The organism is Pandoraea cepalis, from assembly GCF_902459625.1.
Taxonomy (GTDB): Bacteria; Pseudomonadota; Gammaproteobacteria; order Burkholderiales; family Burkholderiaceae; genus Pandoraea; species Pandoraea cepalis.
On the sequence record NZ_CABPRY010000002.1, the window covers coordinates 187,558 to 207,373 of the forward strand.

18 protein-coding genes and 1 pseudogene are annotated in these 19,816 nt (G+C 65.5%); 11 read left to right on the plus strand and 8 right to left on the minus strand.

The features are described 5' to 3' along the window. Positions 1 to 29: 29 nt before the first annotated feature. The gene (thiD, locus tag PCE31107_RS05725) at positions 30 to 872 is read right to left on the minus strand and encodes a bifunctional hydroxymethylpyrimidine kinase/phosphomethylpyrimidine kinase (protein WP_150607108.1); all 843 of its coding nucleotides are present in this window, start codon (positions 870 to 872) and stop codon (positions 30 to 32) included. 217 nt (positions 873 to 1,089) lie between these two features. Between thiD and PCE31107_RS05730 the strand changes: the two genes are divergently transcribed. From PCE31107_RS05730 to PCE31107_RS05760, 7 genes and pseudogenes are all read left to right on the plus strand, one after another. Further along, positions 1,090 to 1,260: a rubredoxin gene (locus PCE31107_RS05730; protein ID WP_006400971.1), complete on the plus strand. Its 171-nt coding sequence runs from the start codon at positions 1,090 to 1,092 to the stop codon at positions 1,258 to 1,260. Between the two features lie 249 nt (positions 1,261 to 1,509). Further along, entirely contained in the window at positions 1,510 to 2,898 is a 1,389-nt protein-coding gene (locus PCE31107_RS05735) for a hypothetical protein (protein WP_150607110.1), read from the plus strand. A 144-nt stretch (positions 2,899 to 3,042) separates the two neighbouring features. Further along, positions 3,043 to 3,612: a YqgE/AlgH family protein gene (locus tag PCE31107_RS05740; RefSeq protein WP_150607112.1), complete on the plus strand. Its 570-nt coding sequence runs from the start codon at positions 3,043 to 3,045 to the stop codon at positions 3,610 to 3,612. Then, positions 3,609 to 4,037, plus strand: coding sequence for a Holliday junction resolvase RuvX (gene ruvX / locus PCE31107_RS05745; protein WP_130027032.1), 429 nt, complete (start codon positions 3,609 to 3,611; stop codon positions 4,035 to 4,037). The genes PCE31107_RS05740 and ruvX overlap by 4 nt, the downstream gene beginning before the upstream one ends. 98 nt (positions 4,038 to 4,135) lie before the next feature. Next, positions 4,136 to 5,089 (plus strand): annotated as a pseudogene (locus PCE31107_RS05750) (aspartate carbamoyltransferase catalytic subunit); the annotation flags it as partial. A 7-nt stretch (positions 5,090 to 5,096) separates the two neighbouring features. Further along, the gene (locus PCE31107_RS05755; protein WP_150607114.1) at positions 5,097 to 6,365 is read left to right on the plus strand and encodes a dihydroorotase; all 1,269 of its coding nucleotides are present in this window, start codon (positions 5,097 to 5,099) and stop codon (positions 6,363 to 6,365) included. A 12-nt stretch (positions 6,366 to 6,377) separates the two neighbouring features. Continuing rightward, positions 6,378 to 7,208 carry a lysophospholipid acyltransferase family protein gene (locus tag PCE31107_RS05760; protein WP_130027029.1) on the plus strand — a complete coding sequence of 277 codons (831 nt, stop codon included), beginning with the start codon at positions 6,378 to 6,380 and terminating at the stop codon, positions 7,206 to 7,208. Between the two features lie 220 nt (positions 7,209 to 7,428). Here the strand turns inward: PCE31107_RS05760 and PCE31107_RS05765 are convergent, their stop codons facing one another. From PCE31107_RS05765 to PCE31107_RS05790, 6 genes are all read right to left on the minus strand, one after another. Further along, positions 7,429 to 8,454: a symmetrical bis(5'-nucleosyl)-tetraphosphatase gene (locus PCE31107_RS05765; protein WP_150607115.1), complete on the minus strand. Its 1,026-nt coding sequence runs from the start codon at positions 8,452 to 8,454 to the stop codon at positions 7,429 to 7,431. 96 nt (positions 8,455 to 8,550) lie between these two features. Beyond that, positions 8,551 to 9,642 (minus strand): MraY family glycosyltransferase, encoded by a 1,092-nt coding sequence (locus PCE31107_RS05770; protein WP_150550587.1) that lies wholly within the window; start codon positions 9,640 to 9,642, stop codon positions 8,551 to 8,553. Next, positions 9,636 to 10,778, minus strand: a complete 1,143-nt coding sequence (locus tag PCE31107_RS05775; protein ID WP_150607117.1) for a glycosyltransferase family 4 protein — start codon at positions 10,776 to 10,778, stop codon at positions 9,636 to 9,638. The genes PCE31107_RS05770 and PCE31107_RS05775 overlap by 7 nt, the downstream gene beginning before the upstream one ends. A 19-nt stretch (positions 10,779 to 10,797) precedes the next feature. Further along, positions 10,798 to 11,928, minus strand: a complete 1,131-nt coding sequence (locus tag PCE31107_RS05780) for a glycosyltransferase (RefSeq protein ID WP_174966562.1) — start codon at positions 11,926 to 11,928, stop codon at positions 10,798 to 10,800. Next, positions 11,925 to 13,061: a glycosyltransferase family 4 protein gene (locus PCE31107_RS05785; RefSeq protein ID WP_174966563.1), complete on the minus strand. Its 1,137-nt coding sequence runs from the start codon at positions 13,059 to 13,061 to the stop codon at positions 11,925 to 11,927. Before PCE31107_RS05785 ends, PCE31107_RS05780 begins: the two co-directional genes overlap by 4 nt. Before the next feature lie 4 nt (positions 13,062 to 13,065). Further along, positions 13,066 to 14,283 carry an oligosaccharide flippase family protein gene (locus PCE31107_RS05790; RefSeq protein WP_130027022.1) on the minus strand — a complete coding sequence of 406 codons (1,218 nt, stop codon included), beginning with the start codon at positions 14,281 to 14,283 and terminating at the stop codon, positions 13,066 to 13,068. 359 nt (positions 14,284 to 14,642) lie between these two features. Between PCE31107_RS05790 and PCE31107_RS05795 the strand changes: the two genes are divergently transcribed. The 4 genes from PCE31107_RS05795 (at position 14,643) to waaA (ending at position 19,465) form a co-directional block, all read left to right on the plus strand. Next, positions 14,643 to 16,040: a phosphomannomutase/phosphoglucomutase gene (locus PCE31107_RS05795; protein ID WP_130027021.1), complete on the plus strand. Its 1,398-nt coding sequence runs from the start codon at positions 14,643 to 14,645 to the stop codon at positions 16,038 to 16,040. A 252-nt stretch (positions 16,041 to 16,292) separates the two neighbouring features. Further along, the gene (waaC, locus tag PCE31107_RS05800) at positions 16,293 to 17,261 is read left to right on the plus strand and encodes a lipopolysaccharide heptosyltransferase I (RefSeq protein ID WP_240756337.1); all 969 of its coding nucleotides are present in this window, start codon (positions 16,293 to 16,295) and stop codon (positions 17,259 to 17,261) included. Between the two features lie 5 nt (positions 17,262 to 17,266). Further along, positions 17,267 to 18,154 (plus strand): Kdo hydroxylase KdoO, encoded by an 888-nt coding sequence (kdoO, locus tag PCE31107_RS05805; protein ID WP_150607612.1) that lies wholly within the window; start codon positions 17,267 to 17,269, stop codon positions 18,152 to 18,154. 3 nt (positions 18,155 to 18,157) lie between these two features. Next, positions 18,158 to 19,465, plus strand: coding sequence for a lipid IV(A) 3-deoxy-D-manno-octulosonic acid transferase (gene waaA, locus PCE31107_RS05810; RefSeq protein ID WP_165385454.1), 1,308 nt, complete (start codon positions 18,158 to 18,160; stop codon positions 19,463 to 19,465). A gap of 12 nt (positions 19,466 to 19,477) precedes the next feature. On the opposite strand, the gene PCE31107_RS05815 is transcribed toward waaA, so the two are convergent. Next, positions 19,478 to 19,801 carry a rhodanese-like domain-containing protein gene (locus PCE31107_RS05815; RefSeq protein ID WP_017232120.1) on the minus strand — a complete coding sequence of 108 codons (324 nt, stop codon included), beginning with the start codon at positions 19,799 to 19,801 and terminating at the stop codon, positions 19,478 to 19,480. Between the last annotated feature and the right edge of the window lie 15 nt (positions 19,802 to 19,816).

Genomic DNA, 19,816 nt, shown 5'->3' on the forward strand with positions numbered 1-19,816 from the left:
TGTGTTTTGCGGCGCCGTCCAACAACGGCTCAAGCCTTGGGGGTATCGCCTTCGTCGTCTTGATCGGTCTCTTCGCTGCGCGCCCAGAAGAAACGGTCGGGGAAATGGCGCCCCATGCCCGGGCGGAATGCGTTCTCCAGGACCTGCTGCAGATATTCTTGCGCTTCACTGACGGCTTCTGGCACGGCGAGGCCGTTGGCGAGCATCGCGGTGACGGCGGCCGCCAACGTGTCGATGGCGCCGGCGACGTTGTGCGGCGGCCGGTCCCAGGCGTCCTCGCGCACGACGCCACCCTCGGTGTAGAGCGTATGCGTGAACTGCGGTGCGTTGTTGTCGCTCACCAGGATAAACTCGCAGCCGTTTTCCAGCAGGATGGCAACCGCGTCGTCGAGAGAAAGGTTTTCGTTCTCCGTGACGGTCTGTGCCAGCGCGATGGCATTGGCCGGGCTCACCACGAGCACGCTGGCCTGCGGCACGAGCAGACTGGCCGTGGCCTCGCGCAACTCGTCGGCCGAGAGCAGATGCTCGCCGGCCAGACCGAAGTCGGGCGCCACCACAAGCGGCGTCTCGTCGTAATCGGCCACGATCTCGGCAATGGCCGCGACGTTCTCCGCATTGACAGCGCTTCCGACCTTGAAGGCGGCGACCGGCATGTCTTCGAGCAGCATGCGGGCCTGATCGACGACCCAGTCCGGGTCGACCGGCTGTACGTCGTTGCATGTGCGCGAGTCCTGGGAGGAATAGCCGGTGAGTACCGACACGCCGTAGCCGCCCATGCTCGCGAACGTGAGCAGGTCAGCCTGGACGCCAGTTGCCGAAGTCGGGTCGGAGAGTCCGAAGGTCAGGAGAATGGGAGGGGATTCAGTGTGCATGGAGGCAGGATAGACGGCGATCTGGTCACGCCTTGGGTTCGTTGGTACCATCACGCCTTAAATGCCCGTTTCGGAGCGCTGGAAAGCGTCGTGGGCATCGCCCGCCGGCGAACGAATGCACCGGCTGGTTCCCACTCCACCGTACGACATTTTTGTCTGCGGGGCCCGAAGCGGTTGACAAAGCCATTGTAACGGAACGCTCGTCGCTGAAGAAAGCATGGAATACAAGAGCTGGATGTGCCTCATTTGCGGTTGGATTTACGACGAAGAGGCAGGTTTGCCCGATGAGGGCATTGCGCCCGGCACGCGCTGGGAAGACGTGCCCATCAATTGGACCTGCCCCGAGTGCGGCGCGCGCAAGGAAGATTTCGAGATGGTGCAGATCTGAGGACGGGCGGCCCAGCCGCCGCCTGTTCCTCAAGGTCCTTGCGCGTCCGCCGCGTTTGTCGCGTTTGTCGCGTTTGTCGCGCGCTCCGAAGCATCGGGTGCCTTCGATGCCTCTGATGTACCCGATCGCCGTTTCGCCGTCGTTACGGCATGGCGCTCGACGATCTGCCCGGCCTTCGGCCGGGACGATCACGCCGCGGACTTCCCGCCCGAATTCACGAAGACCGGCCGCATGGCCAGGAGATGGCCTATGGTGACGCCGCAAACGCCTTCCGACACCACCATCAACACGCCCGAAACGTCCGCGCGCGAAACTCGCGACACGCCCTTGTGGCGTTTGCCCGAAGTGGCAGACGCGCTGACCGAGGCGTCCGACGCCTGGTCGAACGGTCCGGCGGCCTCGCTCGGCCCGCTGCGACGGGCCAACCGGCTGCTCCAGTCGAGCGGCCACGCCGATTGGGCGCTGCACGGCGAGCGCCTTGTGCAGGCAATCGCCGAAGCGGCCTATGGGCAGCCGGCCAGCCAGGACACCCAGCGTAATGCCCTGCGTCAGTTCGAGCGCGACATCTGGCAGGCGGGGACGGCACCAGGTTCATCTCCTGCGGCGGCCGATGATGCACTTCGCGCTTCCGAGAGCTGGCCAGGCGCGCCGTCGCTGGGTGAGCTTCGTATGGCAGGCTGGCCGGCCGCGCACCCACGCCTGGACGGTCTGCCAGCGGGCACGGCACCGTTGCGAGCGGACGTCGAGCGCGTGCTGTTGCGACTGCTGCGTCCCGACGCGCAGGCCACCGACACCACGGCGGCCCTCGGTGAACTGGCTGATCTGGCGGCCGATCTCCACCGTGCGGGGGGTACGGCGCCGCTCGACTACTGGCGTCTGGCGGCCGCATGGCTGCGATTGGCCCGTGCGCCGTTGAGTCTGGCCGACAAGCGCCAGATTGGCCGGATGAATATGGCGTTACGCAAGCAACTGACGCGTGCGGTTGTCCCGGACGTCGGGGCCCCCGCCACAACGCCTTCGTCCGCCACGGTGGGTATCGGCGCAAAGGGCGTGAACGAGGCCATTCCCGGCCACGATTTGCTCGAGGCGCTCGCCACGTGGCATGCGCAAGCCCCGGATCGCTGGCTGGGCGCGTTGCTGAGCGATTTCGGCGTACTGCGACATCCTGGCCATCTGCCCGAGCCGCTGGTCGATGCCGCACAGATCGGTCAGAAGCAAGGCACGGGAAGCAGTTCGCGCGATTGGCTGCGCATTGGGCCGCTGGCGGTACGGCAGGACGTCTGCCAGACGTTCCTGAGCCTGGCGGACGAGGCGCTGCCCAATCTGAACGATCCGGCGGTGGCCGCGAAGGTGGCGCAATACTCGGCAGGGATCGGGCTGGCACCGGTCGCGCGGCTCGCGGCGGCGGTGGCGGCCACCGGCGAGCGGCTTGCCGCCTCGCCGCCGGCGGAGCCAGGGGGACCGGCGGCGCTGGCGATGACGGTCAAGGCGTTGCGCGGCATGCTGCATCAGTTTGCCGCCGATACTTATCCGGAGTCGCGGCCCGACCTGATCGCGGAAATGGCGATGTGGCGCGAGCGTGCGCTGGACGCCAGCGTATTCGGACAGAGGCTCGTCACCGGGCGCGACGTTCCGTGATAAAGTCGGCGCAAAGGCTGCCGTTGGCAGCCGATGGCCGTATCACGATGCGGAAAAAGTTCGTCTGCTGACCCGCAGCACCCGCTGCGCAAGGCAACACCCGGGCAGCAGACCGTCAAACAGCTTCCGATAAACTTTGGCCCTATGCCGAACGACCGTATCAACCTCACGAATCAATTCCTCATCGCCATGCCGGGCATGGCCGATCCGACATTTTCCGGTACCGTCGTGTACCTGTGTGAGCACAGCGAAAAAGGGGCGATCGGGCTGGTCATCAATCGTCCCACCGACATCGATCTGCAGTCGCTCTTCGAGCGGCTCGATCTCAAGCTGGAAATCGATCCCCTCGCGCATCAGCCGGTGTTCTTCGGCGGACCGGTGCAGACCGAGCGCGGCTTCGTGCTGCATGAGTCGACCGGCGCGCCCTATAGCTCCTCGCTGTCGGTGCCGGGCGGTCTCGAAATGACGACCTCGAAAGACGTGCTCGAAGCCGTCGCGAATGGTCAGGGACCGCGTCGTTTCCTGCTGACGCTGGGACATTCGGGTTGGGGCGCCGGGCAGCTGGAAGACGAGATCGGCCGCAACGGCTGGCTGACGGTCGCAGCGGATCCGGGCATCGTGTTCGACGTGCCGCCGGCCGAGCGCTTCGATGCTGCGTTGGCGTTGCTGGGCGTTACCTCGTCGATGCTGTCCGCCGACGCGGGTCACGCATGACGGCTGGCAGTGCCACGGTCCTCGCCTTCGATTACGGCGAGCGCCGAATCGGGGTCGCAATCGGCAATCTGATGTTGCGCGAGGCCAGCGCATTGACCGTCGTGGCCAATCTCAATCGTGAAGTCCGGTTCGCCGAGACCGGTAAGCTCATCGCCGAATGGGAACCCGAACTCATCGTCGTCGGGCTGCCGTGCCATCCAGACGGCACGCCGCACGAGATGACCCAGCAAGCCAAGCGCTTCGGCAACCAACTCAACGGACGATTCAACGTGCCGGTCGTGTGGGTCGACGAGCGTTACTCATCGGTCGCTGCCGCCGCGGCGCTGGCCGAGGCGGGCGTCAAGGTTTCGCAAAAGACATCGCTCGACGCCGAGGCCGCTCGCATCATCCTTCAGCAATATTTCGACGAGCATGGTCCTGTCTGATATCCCGAGCGGCATTCCGCCCGCGCGCCGCCAATGCGACGCCGCGCAACGCCATCTCGCCGCGGAGCCCCTGCATGGCTAACGGAATCCTGGGCCGGCGCGGCCACCCGCAGCTCAACCGCAACGGCGAGCTGAAGCATTTGCTGACGGTGGAAGGGCTGCCGCGCGCCGTATTGATGCACATTCTCGACACCGCCACGCAATTCGTCGGCGTGAACGATGCCGACGTGAAGAAGGTGCCGCTGCTACGCGGCAAGTCGGTCTTCAACCTCTTCTTCGAGAATTCGACACGTACGCGCACGACGTTTGAGATTGCCGCTGCGCGTTTGTCGGCCGATGTGCTGAATCTGAATATCAACGCGTCGTCGACGAGCAAGGGCGAAACGCTGCTCGACACCATCGGCAACCTGTCGGCCATGCACGCGGATCTGTTCGTCGTGCGTCACGCCCAATCGGGCGCACCCTATCTGATCGCGGAGCATTGTGCGCCGCACGTGCATGTCATCAACGCCGGCGACGGGCGTCACGCGCACCCGACGCAAGGCTTGCTCGACATGTACACGATTCGTCATCACAAGGGTGAATTTCAGAATCTGACGGTAGCGATCGTCGGTGACATTTTGCACTCGCGCGTGGCGCGCTCCGACATTCACGCGCTCACCACGCTGGGCGTGCCGGAAGTGCGCGCCATCGGGCCGCGCACGCTGTTGCCCGAGGGCCTCGAACAACTCGGCGTGCGCGTATTCCACGACATGGATGAAGGGCTGCGCGACGTCGACGTCATCATCATGCTGCGGTTGCAAAACGAGCGAATGAGCGGCGCGTTGCTGCCGTCGGCGGCCGAGTATTTCAAATATTACGGCCTGACGCCAGCGCGTCTCGCTTTGGCCAAATCCGATGCCATCGTCATGCACCCCGGACCGATGAACCGGGGTGTGGAAATCGATTCGGCGGTTGCGGACGGTCCGCAGTCGGTCATTCTCGAACAAGTGTCGTTCGGCATTGCCGTGCGCATGGCGGCGATGAGTATCGTTGCCGCGACTCACGGGTGAGGGCGCCATGAAACTGCATCTGAAGGGCGGCCGCGTCATCGATCCCTCGACCCGAACGGATCGTGTCCAGGACGTCTTCATCGCGGCGGGCAGCATTGCCGCGCTGGGCGCGCCGCCGGCCGACTTCGTCGCTGACCGAACCGTCGACGTGACGGGGCTGGCGGTCATGCCCGGGCTGGTCGACTTGGCGGCACGTCGCATGACGGCGGCCAGCGAAGCTGCGGCGGCGCTTGCGGGTGGGGTCACGCGCGTCGTTTGCCCGCCCGATACCGACCCTGTGCTCGACGCGCCGGATCTCGTCGAAATGCTGCAGTTGCGCGCCCGTGCCGCGCACCATGCGCAGGTGCATCCGCTGGGCGCCTTGACGGTGGGACTTGCCGGCCGAGAACTCACGGAAATGGCGCAGTTGGCGCGAGCGGGCTGCATCGGACTGTCGCAGGCCAACGCGTCGATCACTGACAACCGCACCTTGTTGCGCGCGATGCAGTACGCGGGCACGTTTGGGCTGACTGTCTGGTTGCGCCCGCAGGACGCCGCGCTGGCGGCCGGGGGCGTGGCGGCCAGCGGTGCCGTTGCCTCCCGTCTCGGACTGGCGGGCATTCCGGTGGCGGCCGAGACCATCGCGCTGCACACCATTTTGGAACTTGTACGCGTGACCGGCACGCGTGTGCATCTGTGCCGTCTGTCGTCTGCGGCGGGGCTGGCGCTCGTGCGCTCGGCCAAGGCCGAAGGGTTGCCGGTGACGTGCGACGTCGCCGCGCATCATCTCCACCTGAGCGATATGGACATCGGCTATTTTGATGCCCAGTACCGACTCGATCCGCCACTGCGAGGGCAACGTGACCGAGAGGCCATCCGCGACGCCGCGCGCGACGGCACGGTCGATGCCATCTGCTCGGACCACACGCCGCTGGCGGCCGACGCACGTCTCGTCCCGTTTGCCGAAGCTGAGCCGGGCGCGAGCGGCGTGGAGTTGCTGCTGTCGCTGGTGTTGAAGTGGGCCGACGAGTCGCGCGTGCCGCTGGTCGATGCGCTGGCGCGGGTGACGTACGGGCCGGGACAGCGGCTCGCGACGGTGGCCCCGGGCGCGGGCCGGCTTGCGCCGGGACAACCGGCAGATCTATGTGTCTTTGCGCCGTCGACACACTGGACGGTGGCCGCGCAGCAGATGCGCAGTGCCGGCCACAACACCCCGTTTCTGGGTTACGAAGTGCCGGGGCGTGTAGGTCTCACGCTGGTGGGTGGCCACGTGGCGCACGAAACCCTCGCCGTCTAGGATGCGATTGTCGTGCTGCTAATCAAAAAAATTCGTCTTGGCTTGCACCTCACACGCGGTCTGCTGACCGCGCTGCTGTTTTTCCCGTTCCTGTCGGAAGCGGCGAAGCATCGTCGCATTCGCGCATGGTCGCAAAAGCTGCTGAAGCTGTGCGGCATGCGTCTCGAAGTCGAGCAGCGTGCGCCGTTGCCCGACAGCGGCGTGATGCTGCTGTGCAACCACGTGTCGTGGATCGACATCTTCGCGATCAATGCGTGGCAGCCGGTGCGGTTTGTCGCCAAGGCCGAGATTCGCCACTGGCCGTTGGTCGGCTGGCTGTGCGTGCAGACGCGCACCATCTTCCTGCAACGTGAGCGCCGTGCCGACGCGCGCCGCATCATGCATTACCTGTCCGATTGCCTGCGCGATGGGGACATCATCACGGTTTTCCCCGAAGGCACGACCACGGACGGTCGAAGCTTGTTGCCGTTCCACGCCAATCTGCTGCAGGCTCCGGTGGCTACGTCCAGGCCGGTGCAGCCGCTGTGTCTGTTCTATTCCGATGCCGAGAGCGGGCGCCATACGATGGCGCCGGCGTATATCGGCGAAACGAGTCTGATCGAGTCCATCGACATGATTCTGCGCGCGCCGCCCATGACGGTGCGCTTGTCGGTGGGCGAACCGCAGCATCCGCAAGACGGTCAGCACCGTCGCGAGTTTGCGCTCGGCGCGCAGCGGGCGGTTGGCGATGCCTTGCAGGGGTTTCTGCCCGAGGCAGTGTTGCCGCAGAGCGGCTCGGTCGGCTCGCGTGACTCGGCATTGGGTGATGAAGACGACGATACGGTGCGAGCCGTTCAGGTCTGACGCGTGTCGCGATAGTGCAGTAGCGCAGACGAAAACGGCGCCCATCGGGCGCCGTTTTTGTTGCTTGGGGTGATGGCCTTTGCGCCGCATACGTCACAGAGGCAGGCCATACGTGCAGATGTCGGAGGTAGGCCACAGGTGCGGATCGCGGAGGCACTCCAAAGAGGCAAGCCAAAGGGACCGGTCACGAGACAGACCACGAGTCCAAGCCTGCGCGCGATCAATTGCCTTTGCGCTTCGCTCTTTTTTCGGCGCGTGCGCGCTTCTCGATTTTTTCCGCTTTCTCTGATTTCCCGGTCTTCTCGACCTTTCCGACCTTGCTTGCGGCGGGCCGACTGGGCTTCTCGGCTTTCGCGGCCTTGGGCGCAGCTTCCGACTTGCCGGTCTTGTTTATCTTGTCGCGCGCCTTGTCATCCGCAAATGCCAGCGGATCTCGAATCTGCGGGCAGTCGACCTGTATCAGCTCGCGCGCGGCGGGCGAGCCAGCCAGCTTCACCGCCGTCAATTGCCCGCCCCAGACACAGCCGGTATCGAGTCCAAGCAGATTGTCGCGCATGAGCAGTCCGAGCGCGGACCAGTGACCGAACGCCACCGTGACGTTGGCCGTGCGACGGTTCGGCGCGTCGAACCAGGGCTTCAACTCATCCGTGGCCGCGTTGGCCCCTTCCTTGATCTTGAAGTCGATGCGCCCGTCCGCTGTGCAAAAGCGCATGCGCGTGAGGGCGTTGATCGTGAGACGTTGACGGTCTTCGTCGCTCAGATCGTCGTGCCACCGATCGGGCTGATTGCCGAACATGCGCGACAGGAACGTTCTCCAGTCCGGGCCACGCAACTGCCGCTCCACGTCGCAAGCGAGCGTGATGACCTGCGCGGCGTCCCATTGGGGGAGGACGCCGGCATGCACCATCAGATGGCCCTGTGCGAAATGCGCGAGCGGTCGATGGCGTACCCAGTCGATGAGGGCATCGCGGTCGGGGGCCTTGAGAATGTCATCGAGGGTGTCGCTGCCGTGGGTCTGGCGCACACCGGCCGCCACGGCCAGCAGATGAAGATCGTGATTGCCGAGCACGGCCGTGACGCGATCGCCCAGCGCGATGACCTGGCGTAACGTATCGAGCGAGCGCGGCCCGCGATTGACGAGGTCGCCTGCCAGCCAGAGATCCGCGTCCTGAGGCAGGTGCGCGAGCAGTTGTTCAAACGACGTCTGGCAACCCTGCAGGTCGCCGATAGCATAGATGTCACGCATGGCGGAGGTGGCGCTGTCTCGTCTGTCTAGTTGTCCCGATCATGGGGATGGCGGGTGCCGCGGCTTCGCGCCTGCGATGCGTTGCCCTTGGGACGTTCATTTTTTGAAAATGAGCCAGCGGGGTGCTTTGAAGCGAACGATGCGCAGATACAGCCAGACATACGTCACCATGAAGGCGACGCAGCACAGCGCGAGCACCAGACTGTGTCGCCAGAACACCGTCGCCGGGATCACTGCCAGCAAGCATAGCAGCCAGAGGTACGGTGACGTCAAGGAGTTGCGTTGCGTCAGCGCGCTTGCCGTGCGGGCGCCGACGGCCCAACGCATCAGCCGCTTGTAGACGAGCATGTGCAGGTGCACGCCATCGGGAATGCCGGGCGACATGCCGCGTACGAAGCGTTTGCGATAGATTGAGAAACAGACCTCGAAGGCGGGGTAAATCACCATCAGTGCCGGGTACCACGGCGACACCTGCGGGTTGCGCATGACCAGCAACACGGCAATTTCGGCCAGCATGAAGCCGATGAAATACGCGCCGCCATCGCCGAGAAAGATCAGTCCGCCGGGAAAATTGAAGATGAAGAATCCGAGGATCGCGCCCACCATGATCATTGAAGTAGTGAGCACAACGGGGTCTTGTACCTGAAACCCGACATAGCCGAGCGAGGCGAACATGATCATCGCGACCATCGCGGCGAGCCCGTTGAACCCGTCGATGATGTTGACGGCATTGGCCATGCCGGCCACGCAGAGCACGGTGAGTGGCACCGACACGGCGGCGAGCATCAGCGCGTGGTCGGCCAAGCCGATGTCGATGCGCGTGATATGAATGTCGAGCAGAAGCCACGCCAGCAGCGCGGCGAACATCGTGCAGATGAGACGCACCGTCGGCGTCACTTTCTTGGTCAGGTCTTCGACGAAGCCGGAGAAGAATGCGGGCAGGCCGCAGGCGACGAGCAGGAGGATATTGCGCGAGACGACGGGATACGAGAAACCGAGCGCCGTGGCGGCCACGATCAGGCCCGCCAGAATGCCGACGCCACCGATGCGCGGCACCGGACGCACGTGAAACTTCTGCACGCCGGCAACATCGCTATCGCCGGAGAAACGGGCGTGAACGTGCGCATAGCGGACGATCAAGAGCGTCGCGATGAACGACACGAGCAGGGCGATGGCGAGACTCAGCATGATGCGGGGAGGGATCCGAGAATCCGAAAATACTCTGCAATGACGACATGTTCGTCGAATTCGCGCGCTACTTTAGCACGCCCGGCATCGCCCATCCGGACGAGCTGGCTCGCGGGTAATTGGGCCATGTCGCGCAGGCAGGCGGTCAGTGCGGCGGCGTCGCGTGCGCGCACGAGCCGGCCGGTCGCTCCATCGTCGATCACGTCGCGGCAACCCGGCACGTCGCTCGCGATGAGTGGTCGCCCCATCGCGCTGGCTTCGAGTAAGGTGCGCGAGAGGCCCTCGCGGTACGACGGCAGTACCACGCAATGCGCATTCGCAATAATGGGCCGGACGTCGCGGGTCGTGCCGAGATACTCGACGACGCCTTCGCGCTGCCAAGCGTCGACCTCGCTGCGTGTGACGGCCGTGGGATTCTCGACATCGGTCGCGCCGAGCATTTGAAAGGTCAGGTGCGGCATCTCGGCGCGTAGAGCGCGCGCGGCCTCCACATACTCCAACACGCCCTTGTCGCGAAGCAGACGGGCGATGAGGAGAAAGCGCATTGGTTCGGGCGGAGCGTCGGCGGGCGCGTTCGATGTCGGCCACGGCGCCTTGGCGAAGTGGGCGAGATCGACACCCTCTCCCGGCAGCAACCGGGTCTTGTCGATCGCAACAAGCCCGCCTTCGACAAACGCGCGATGGTCTTCGGCGTTGAGAAACCAATTCTCGAGCGTATGGCGAAACGCGACGCGGTAGAGCTGTCGCGCCAGCCTCGTGGTCAGCGATTCGCGAATGAAGACGTATCCAAGCCCCGTGGTCATCGACACGCACGGAATGCGGGCAAGGCGTGCGGCGATGGATCCGTAGATGTTTGGTTTGATCGTGTAGTGGAAGATCACCGCCGGACGAACTTGTCGGTAAAGACGAAAGAGTCGCCACATCAGTCCGAGATCCTGCAGCGGATTTTGTCCCTTGGCGGCCATCGGGACGCGATGGACGACGCAGCCCATTTCGGCAAGCTGCGTGGCGAACGCATCGTCTGGCGCCGCGACGTGCACCGAATGGCCCGCCGCCAACAGCGCGGCTATCGGGCCACGCCGGAAGTTGTAGATCGACCAGAAGGTGTTGGAGCAGAGCAGGACAGGCGATGTCATTGACAGGGTCGTGGTGTAATCAGGAGCGGTTGCGACGCGTTTCGCGCAGACGCGAATAGACCGCGATCCAGCGCGTCACGACTGCATCGAGAGAGTAATGGGTGATGATGCGCTCGCGATTGGCGACGCCGGTCGCGTGACGCGCGCTCGCGTCGGCGCGCAGATGGCGAATCAGGGCGTCGCCGAGCGCCTGCGCATTGCCCACCGGCACGAGCGTGTTGCCCGAGACGGTGCCCAGCAGTTCACGCACCCCTCCGCAGTCAGTCGACACCACGGGCAAGCCGCTGGCCATCGCCTCGCCAATCACGAGCGGCAATCCTTCCCAGGCGGACGACATTGCATAGACGTCCACAGCACACATCCATTGCGCGATGTCGTTGCTACGCCCGAGCAGCGTAATCGCATGGGCCAGCCCGCGTGCGTCCACGAGCGCCTGCATGGCACCGCGCAACGGCCCGTCTCCGGCGATCGCGAGGCGTGCTTCGGGCACCGCCAGGAGCACGTGCGAGAACGCGTCGATCAGCGTCGGATAGTCCTTCGCTTCAACCATCCGGCCCGCCGCGAAGACGATGGGCGTCGCCGTCGAGGGCAACGTGGGCATGGCCGCGCGCCACTGCGACCGAACTTGCTCGTCGGGACGGTAGCGATCCGTGTCGATGCCGTTGGGCACGCTCACGATACGTTCCGCCGGCGCGGCGCGTTGCGCAACGAAGGCGGCCACCGCGTCATCGCTGACGTTCGTCGTCAAATCCGTCCACCGATCCGTCAGCCGATAGGCCAGCATCCGCAGACGTCCGCCTTCATTGCGGCTGTGCGCGCTTGTCACCAGCACCGGCACCGGGGCAAACCACCGCGCCACGCGAGCCAGCAGATTGGCATGCACCATGTGGGCGTGCACGACGTCGGGCCGCCACGCGCGCACGTGCGTGACGAGGCTTCGCAACGCACACGCGAGGGACCACGGCATCTTGCCCGCCTTCAATTCAATGAGCGTGAGCCGCGGCGATTCCGGCAAGGCGATCGCACAGGTGCCCGTGAGCGAGATGAGTGCGACATCATGCCCGCGCGCGAGGAAACCCCGGGCGAGATCGGCCACCTGCGTCTCCGCTCCCCCCAATTGCAGACCGGTGACGAACAGGAGAATCTTCATCGCGCGCTCCCCGGTGTCGAAACCCCCTCGGCCCATAGCGCTTCCCAACGCGCCGCGATGGCATCCGCGCCGAAGTCCCGCGCATGGGCGTAGCCCGCCAGGCCAAGTCTGCGTCGCAGGGAGGCGTCGCCGATCAGTCGTTTGAGCCCGCCAGCCAACCCCTCGATATCACCGTCGTCGATGATCAGACTGTCGACCTCGTCATGCAACAGCGCACGGGGCCCCGCATCGGCAGCGTAGGCCACGATGGGCACCGCATACGCCTTGGCTTCAATTAACACGAGTCCGAAACTTTCACGTCGCGACGGGAGACAGTAGATCGCCGCCCGCGCATAGTGCTGCGCGATGTCGGCCACGGCGGGCAGCACCTGCACGCTGTCGCCGACCCCGGTGTCGCGCGCGTTCGCGAGCAGCGCGTCGCGCAGCGGGCCATCGCCCACGATACGCACCTGCCAGCCAGGGGCGTCGCGGGCAATACGCGCCCAAGCGTCGATCAGGCGGTCGAAGCCCTTCTCCGGAACCAGGCGCCCGACGGCGAGAATGCCGCCTTCGCTGCTGGGCTCGGGAGGCTCGTCAGGGATCGCAAGGCCCAGCGGATTGGGTAGCGTGACGAACTGCGCTCGAGCGTGGGGATGATGCGTTCGCCACGCGTCGCGGTCGGCGTCGGTGAGCACGACCACGGCGTCGTACCGACGTGCCGCCAGCGCACGCGCCCATCGGCGGGCGCGTCGGCCGAGGTCGCTGGCGTAGGTGCTGTGCTCCCAGGCGATGCGTTGCAGCGGTAGTCCGATCGTGGCGGGCACGGTGTAGAGCGCGAGCATCGGATCGACGTCGATCAGCACATCGATGGCGTGCTCGCGCACATAGCGCCGCACCTGCCGGACGATGGAAACGTAGTGATGCTTGAACGCCAAACGCTCGGCGAACATCGCGTGATGCGCGACACCGGGCGCCAACGGGAAGACGGGCGTATGGCCCCACAACGACAGCACGTGCACGCGATGCCCGCGCGCCGCAAGCGCGTTCGCGAGCGTGGCCGTCGCGCGTTCGGCGCCGGCGAAGGCCGCGAGCGTACCCGTGAACAGGCAGAGGGTACGGCCGACGAGGTTGTTCGGAGAATGAGACAGCGTCATCGCATCAGTCTCGCCGGAGCAACCAGACGCCGAGCACCAGCGCGGCCGCATACCCCGCGCCGTAGCCAAATGCGCCGGCGAGTGCCCCGAAGTGCGGGGCCAGGCCGCGCACGACCGTAAAGGCCACCACGGCCGCACACAGCCACTTCGCGATGACCCAGCGTCCGGCGCCGCGACGAATCAGCGTGAGGTTCAGGGCGGCGTCGGCGAACACCAGAATCCCCATGAGCGCCGAGACGCGAAGAATTTGCGCCGACTCCGCGAACCCGGCGCCATAGATCAGGTGCACGATCCAGGGCGCCAGCAGCGCAATCGGCATCGCCAGGCAAGCGCCTGCGGCGACCATCAGCCACACCGCCCGCACGGTATTGCGTCTCGCGGTCGCATTGTCAAACGTCTGAAAGATCAGTTGCGGCGCGAGCGAATTCGCGATGATCGGCGCCACGAGCACGAAGTTTTCCGTGATCTGCATGGCGGCGGCATACGCGCCGAGTTCCGCGAGCGGGATGAGCGGCTTGAGCACAAGCTGGTCGATACGCTTGAAGAGGATCATGAGCATCAGGCCACCCCAGAACGTCATGCCGCTCGAGAGCAGGTCGACCAGCAGCGTGCGCCGCCAGATCACAGGCGTCTTCGGCGAATGCCTGAAGTAATACCGAACCAGCAGCGCGGCGGCCACGACGGCCTCGACGGCGTAGACGAGCGCGAACGCGGCAACGCCCGCGTGCGTCACGAACAGGAGCGCCACGAGGGCGAGTTTGACGCCGAGACCGCAGAGGTTGGCCGCGACGCTCGGCCGGTTGAACGTGCGCGCCTGCAACCATGCGATGACAATGCCGGCAGGCTCGCGGAACCAGAGCGCCACGCCGAGCCAGAGGGCAACGGCGACCAGCTCGGACTCGGCAAACCCGATGACGTAGATGGCCAACGCCGCGTAGGCGACGGCCGCCGCGGCCAGGCGCAGCACGAAAGCATGGGCGATGACCGTGCGTTGCTCTGCCTCGGTCTTGCCGACCAGTCGCGGCACCACGACCTCGCTGCCGCACAACAGCGTGAGGGACGCGGCGAGGAACACGAGCGATTGCGCGTACTGAAACAGGCCGAACTGCGCGGCGCCGAGACTGCGTGCCAGAAGCCCGGAAACGGCAATGCCACCGGCGATCTGCGCGCCGCGCTCGGTCAGCATCCAGAGGATGTTGCGAATGATGGTGCGATAGGGCATGTGGCGCTCGCGCGGCTCACTCGTTCTCAAGTCAAGATAAGCAAAACCGGCCTCGCGAGGCCGGTGCTGGGGGACGTCACACGCTTGTCACGATGCGCGGACACCGATTGTAGGCGATCATTGACAAGGGTTTGGGGGGAAATGCCGCAGTGCGGCGATGTCCCGTATAATTTTAGCGTAATGCAGCCGATCCCGGCCGGGCTTCCTGCCGGGATTTCACGTTTGCTGCGCGGCCGATGCTGGCTTTCCGGCCGACGCGCTTCGCCACTTCCGGTACGCACGGGGTTCGCTCAGGCGACACGCCCGGCCCCTCGCGTCGGATGACGACTTTTTCCCTCGTTTCCGAGAGATCCTCCCCCATGACGCAAACCACGCAAGTTTCACCTGCGATTTTCAAGGCATACGACATCCGCGGCATCGTCGGCAAGACCCTGGATGCCAACGTCGCGCACCTGATCGGACGCGCGTTCGGCACGGCGGTGCGTCGCGAAGGCGGCAACGCGGTCGTGGTCGGTCGCGACGGCCGCCTGTCCGGACCCGAACTGGTCGGCGCGCTCTCTGACGGCCTGCGCGCCGCCGGCGTCGATGTGGTCGATATTGGCGTCGTCGTCACGCCGATGGTGTATTTCGCGACGAATGTCACACTGCACGGCCGCATCGTCGACTCCGGCATCATGGTCACGGGTAGCCACAACCCGCCCGACTACAACGGTTTCAAGATGGTCTTGCGCGGCCGGGCGATTTACGGCGATGCGATTCAGGGCCTCGCGACGCTGATCGACCAGCAGGACTTCGAGACGGGGCAGGGCACGTACACGGCCGACGAGATCGGTGAATCGTATCGCGCGCGCATCGCGGGCGACGTGCATCTGGCGCGGCCGATGAAGATCGCCGTGGACTGCGGCAACGGTGTGGCGGGCGCGTACGCCCCGGCGCTGTTCCAGATGCTCGGCTGCGATGTCATCGAGCTGTTCTGCGAGGTCGACGGCACGTTCCCGAACCATCACCCGGATCCCGCCCATCCGGAAAACCTCCAGGATCTGATCCGCACGCTGCAGACGACCGATGCCGAGATCGGCCTTGCGTTCGACGGCGACGGCGACCGTCTCGGCGTAGTCACCAAGGACGGTCAGATCATCTATCCGGATCGCCAATTGATGCTCTTCGCCGCCGAGGTGCTGAGCCGCCATCCGGGCGAGAAGATCATCTACGACGTGAAGTGCACCCGCAACCTCGCGGATTGGGTGCAAAAGCACGGCGGCGAGCCGCTGATGTGGAAGACGGGGCACTCGCTGGTCAAGGCCAAGCTCAAGGAGACGGGCGCACCGCTCGCGGGCGAGATGAGCGGCCACGTGTTCTTCAAGGACCGCTGGTACGGTTTCGACGACGGCCTGTACACGGGCGCGCGTCTGCTTGAAATCCTGTCGAAGGCGGCCGATCCGAGCGCGGTGCTCAATGCGCTGCCCAACTCGATTTCGACGCCTGAGCTGCAGATCCCGCTGGCCGAAGGCGAGAACTTCGCGTTGATCGACAAGCTGCGCGAGACCGCCAAGTTCGACGGGGCGCGGGACATCGTCAAGATCGACGGCGTGCGTGTCGAATATGCGGATGGCTTCGGTCTGGCCCGTTCGTCGAACACCACGCCGGTCGTCGTGCTGCGTTTCGAGGCCGATAGCGATGCGGCCATCGCGCGCATTCAAGACGACTTCCGCCGCGCCATCCTGGCCGTCAAGCCCGACGCGAAGCTGCCGTTCTGAGGCGAGGCCTGGGAGTCCCAGCGCCGGGCAACCGGCGCGGGGCGTCTTAAGGGATGCCTGATGGGCGTCGAGTGGACGCCATAAGATACGCCGTAAGGGGACCGCTGCAAGAACGGCGCAATCAACGCTGTTCGGCGGGCCGGGTCGGGGTAAAATCGCGGTTTTGCTCACGAGGCCCGGCCGAACCGCCGGGGCGTGCGGTTGCAGGTTCTGATCGTCAAAGTCTCGTCGCTCGGCGACGTCGTCCATAACATGCCCGTCGTGCAGGATATTCTGCGCCACCATCCCGACGCCCAGATCGACTGGGTGGTGGAAGAGGGCTTCGTCGACCTCGTGAAACTCGTGCGCGGTGTGTGCCGGGTCATTCCTTTCGCGCTGCGCCGCTGGCGCAAGCAGCCGCTCGCGGCGCGCATCTGGCAGGAAATCGGCGCATTCCGTCGCGCCTTGCGCGAAACCCCTTACGACTACGTGATCGACACGCAAGGCCTGATCAAGACCGGCTGGATCGCGCGAACGGCGCGCGGCACCGTGTGGGGGTTGGGCAACCGGACCGAGGGGGCCAGTTACGAATGGCCGGTGCGTTACCTCTACCGGCATACCGTGCGCATCGAGCCGCACACGCATGTGGTTACGCGCTCGCGGCTGCTGGTGGCTGAAGCGATGGGGTTCAAGGTCTCGGACGAGATCGACTTCGGCATTGCCACCGAGCGCGCCGACCACAGCCAGTGTCCGGACTATCCGTATGCGGTGTTCGTGCACGCCACGTCGCGCGACGACAAAACCTGGCCGGAAGACGACTGGATTGCGCTGGGTCGCGATCTGGCGTCGCAAGGGTTGCGGATCGTATTGCCGTGGGGCAGTGCGGCGGAGCGCGAGGTCTCGCTGCGATTGGCCACCGCGCTGGGTGACGACGCCTGGGTGCCGCCGAAGATGAATCTGTCGCAGGTCGTTGGCCTCATCGATCGCGGCGCGATCACCGTTGGCGTGGATACGGGGCTGGTGCATATTGCCGCAGCGCTGAACCGTCCCACCATCGAGTTATACAATTTCAGCACCGCGTGGCGCACCGGCGGATTCTGGTCGCCGCGCATTGTCAATCTTGGCGACGCCGCGCACAAGCCAACGCTCGCGCAAGTCCGCGACGCCGTGCGCCAGCTCGCACCGTCGCTGCGGCCTGTGCCGAGCGGCGACGGCGCGCCCCGGGAGGACCGAAGCGCATGAGCCAAATGAATAAAAGCGGCCAGATCGTTACCGTGGATTCCGGCGACTGGCAGGCAGGGCAACTGTCGGTGCCGCGCGAGACGCTGGTGGCCGATGTCGAGGCCGGCAAGGTGCTGTATTTCCCGCACCTGGCTTTCGCGATCGATGCCGCGGAGCAGCGCCTGCTCGATCCGGCCATTGCCGATCCGAAGCGCAAGAACATCAGCCTCGATCCCAAGTCCGACGTGCTGGTCGGCGTGGCCGCCGACGACAGCACGCAGCGCGCCGTCCATGCGCTGGTCAAGCGTTACTACACGCAGGCGTGCAGCCTGATCGACGGTCTGTTGCCCGAGTATCGCGGCAAGTTGCGCGCGGCGCCCACGAGCCTGCGTCTGCATCGGGTTGAAACGCGCCAGACGTCGTGGCGCAAGGACGACAGCCGACTGCACGTCGACGCCTTTCCGTCGCGCCCGAACTACGGCGAGCGCATTCTGCGCGTGTTCACCAACGTCAACCCGGCAGGGCAGCCGCGGGTCTGGCGTGTGGGCGAGCCGTTCGAAACGGTGGCCAAACGCTTCCTGCCGAAAGTGCCGACCCAATGGCCAGGCTCCGCGTGGCTGCAGAACGCGGTGGGCATCACCAAGCGCAAACGCAGCGGCTATGATCACATCATGCTGCATCTGCACGATGGCATGAAGGCCGACATGGACTACCAGCGCGACGCCGAACAGCAGACCATGCCGTTCCCGCCGGGCAGTGTGTGGATCTGCTTCTCGGACCAGACGTCGCATGCGGTGATGTCGGGCCAGTTCATGATGGAGCAGACCTTCTTCCTTCCCGCCGAAGCGATGGTGCACCCCGAGTGCTCGCCGCTGGCGATTTTGCAACGTCTCACGCATCGGGCGCTCATCTGAATGTTGCTGCGTCTCGTCTATCGCGCGCTCTGGTGGATCGTCGCGCCGCTGGCAGTGGTGCGGCTATGGTGGCGCGGCCGCTTCGAGCCCGGATACCGTCGTCACATCGGCGAACGCTTCGGGTTTTACGACGCGCCGCCCTACACCGGTCGGCCGCTGATCTGGGTGCACGCCGTCTCCGTCGGCGAGACGCGCGCCGCGCAGCCGCTCATCGACGCACTGCTCGAACGTTACCCGTCGCACGGCATCCTGCTCACGCACATGACGCCCACTGGGCGTGCGACCGGGGAGACCCTGTTCGGTGATCGCGTGCTGCGCTGCTATCTGCCGTACGACATGGTCGGACCGATCCAGCGCTTCCTGAAGCAATGGCGGCCGAGCGTTGGCGTGGTCATGGAGACGGAAGTCTGGCCGAATCTGATCTTCACCTGCCGTGAGCGCGGCGTGCCGCTGGTGCTGACCAACGCGCGGATGTCGGCGCGGTCCTTCCGGCGTGCCGCGCGCTTCGGCGATGCGGCCAAGCCCGTCTTCGGCGGGTTCAGCCGCGTGTTCGCGCAGAGCGATGCGGATGCCGAACGTTTGCGCATGCTGGGCGCGAACGACGTCGACGTGATGGGCAACCTCAAGTTCGACATGACGCCACCGCCCGCGCAGCTTGCGCTGGGGGCACGTTGGCGCGAACGTTTCGGCGAGCGCAAGGTCTGGCTGGCCGCGAGTACGCGCGACGGCGAGGAGTCGCTGGTGCTTCACGCGCGCGCCATGTTGGCGGCGTCCTCGGAGGTGGGGCGGCGTTCGTTGCTGGTGCTCGTGCCGCGACATCCACAGCGCTTCGACGAGGTGGCCGAGATGCTGGATCGAGTGCGAATTCACTACGTTCGTCGCAGCACATGGGCTGACGACGACACGCCGCTGCCCGCGGACGTCGATGTTGTTCTCGGCGATTCGATGGGTGAGATGGCCGCGTATTTCTCGGCGGCGGACGTCGCGTTCATTGGCGGCAGCCTGCTGCCGCTGGGCGGTCAGAACCTGATCGAAGCCTGTGCGGCGGGCACGCCCGTCGTCTTCGGTCCGCACATGTTCAATTTCACGCAGGCCAGCGAGAACGCATTGACGGCGGGCGCCGCGCGACGGGTAAGCGACGCCGGTGACCTCGCGACGGTACTGGCCGAATTGCTGGTCGATGACGACCGGCGGCTCGCGATGCGCACGGCCGCCATGCTGTTCGCGAAACAGCATCAGGGCGCGACCGCGCGTACCGTTACCGCGCTGGGGCGTTGGCTCGACGCGGGCCTTGCCGTCCCGCAGGACTGACGCCGCGCAGGTTCAGTAGGTCGGCATCGACGGGTCGACCTGGCGAGCCCAGGCATCGATTCCGCCGTCCAGATTGAACAGTTGGGTAAAGCCTTGTTGTTCCAGGAACATCGCGGCGCGAGCGCTGCGCATGCCGTGATGGCAGATGCACACGATCGGCGCTTCGGCGTCGAGTTCCGTCAGACGGGCGGGCACGTCGCCAAGCGGTACGTTCCGGCTCTCGGCGATGCGGCACGTCTGCACCTCCCAATCTTCACGCACGTCGAGAAGCGTGGGTTGGCCGCGCTCCCCGTCCGCGAGCCACTGGGCCAATTGCGCCGGTGTAATGTTTTGCATGATGGTCGTGTGTCG